This window comes from Enhygromyxa salina, assembly GCF_000737335.2.
Lineage (GTDB): Bacteria > Myxococcota_A > Polyangia > Nannocystales > Nannocystaceae > Plesiocystis > Plesiocystis salina_C.
Genome location: NZ_JMCC02000257.1, coordinates 1 through 1,847, shown reverse-complemented (window position 1 = coordinate 1,847; position 1,847 = coordinate 1). Strand labels below are relative to the sequence as shown.

The 1,847-nt window shown below is 71.7% G+C and carries 1 protein-coding gene; it reads left to right on the top strand.

What is annotated here, in order from left to right:
- The coding region (locus DB30_RS40720; protein ID WP_146662946.1) for a type I polyketide synthase at positions 1-1,806 on the top strand (1,806 nt) is incomplete at its 5' end.
- Positions 1,807-1,847 lie beyond the last annotated feature (41 nt).

Below are 1,847 nucleotides of genomic sequence, written 5' to 3'. Positions count from 1 at the left end.
AGCCAGCCGAGCCAGCCGAGCCAGCCGAGCCAGCCGAGCCAACCGAGCCAACCGAGCCAGCCGAGCCAGCCGGGCCAGCCGGGCCAGCCGAGCCAGCCCCACCGCGCTCGCGCCAGCGCCGACGCGACAGCGGAGCCCATCGCGATCATCGGCGTCGCGGGGCGCTACCCCCAAGCGGAAGACCTCGAGCAGTTCTGGTCCAACCTCGTCAACGGGCACGACGCGATCACCGAGATCCCCCCCGCGCGCTGGGATCACGCCGCCTGGTACGACCCGAGCGGGCAACGCAAGGATCGAGCCCACACCCGCTGGGGCGGCTTCATCGACGACGTCGATCGCTTCGACGCCCGGTTGTTCAACATCGCCCCGCGCGAGGCCCAGATCATGGACCCGCAAGAGCGGCTGTTTCTCGAGACCACCTGGCACACCCTCGAGGACGCTGGCTACCCCCGGGCGGCGCTGGCAGGCGAGCGCGTTGGGGTGTTCGTCGGCGCGATGTACAGCCACTACCAGCTGCTCGGCCTCGAGAACGCGCTGCGCGGCCGCGGCCCGGCGCCCGCGAATTTCTTCGCCTCGATCGCCAACCGCGTGTCGTTCTATTTCGACTTCCGCGGACCCAGCCTCGCGCTCGACACGATGTGCTCGTCGTCGCTGACGGCCCTGCACCTGGCCTGCGCCAGCCTGTCTCGGGGCGAGGTCCGCTACGCGCTCGTCGGCGGCGTCAACTTGATGCTGCACCCGAGCAAGTTCGTGTTCTTGAGCCAGGCGCGGATGAGCTCGAGCGACGGACGGTGCCGGGCGTTCGCGGCCGGAGCGGATGGCTACGTGCCCGGCGAAGGCGTGGGCGCGGTGCTGCTCAAGCCCCTCGCCGACGCGCTGCGCGACGACGATCGGGTGCTCGGGCTCATTCGTGGCACGGCCCTGAACCACGGCGGCCGGACCAGCGGCTACGCGGTCCCGAGTCCGCGGGCCCAGGCCGAGCTGATGCGCGAGGCCCTGCGCGCGGCCCAGGTCGATCCTGGAACGATCAGCTATGTCGAGGCCCACGGGACCGGGACCTCGCTCGGCGATCCAATCGAGGTCGCCGCGCTCACCCAGGTGTTCGCCGCCCAAGCCCATGAGCGCGGCGCCTGTGCGCTCGGAACGGTCAAGTCGAACATCGGCCACCTCGAACCGGCGGCCGGGATCGCGGGCTTGACCAAGGTCCTGCTGCAGCTGCGCCACCGGAGCCTGGCGCCAACCCTGCACGCGGCGGAACCCAACCCGGCGATCGACTTCGAGACCTCGCCCTTCGTGCTGCAGACCCGCGCGGGCGCGTGGGTGCCTGGGCACGACGCCGAGGGTCGACGGCTGCCGCTGCGCGCCGCGATCAGCTCGTTTGGCGCGGGTGGGGCCAACGCCCACGTGATCATCGAAGAGGCGCCGCCGCAGCCAACGCCCGCCCAGCCAGCGCAGACCGGCGCGCTGCTGTTTCCGTTCTCGGCCACCCACGAGGTCCAGCTGCGCGCGCAGCTCGTGCGCCAGCTCGAGTTCCTGCGGCGCAACCCGACGCTCGACGCGGGGGCGGTCGCCTGGACCTTGCAGACCGGCCGCGAGGCCCTCGACGAGCGCGCGTGTGTACTCGCTGAAGATCTGCCGGGGCTGATCGCGGGGCTCGAGCGCGCGCTGGAAGCTGGAACCGGGACGCCGTCGAGCGTGTGGCGGGGCCGCGCCTCGAACGGCTCACTGTTCGACGCCGACGACGCTGACGTGGCCCAGCTGTTTCGCGCCTGGGCCGAGCGGGGCCGGCTCGCTCCATTTTGGTAGGGTCGTGTTGGCTTGCCAGGCGCCAGCGTGGCACCCATCAT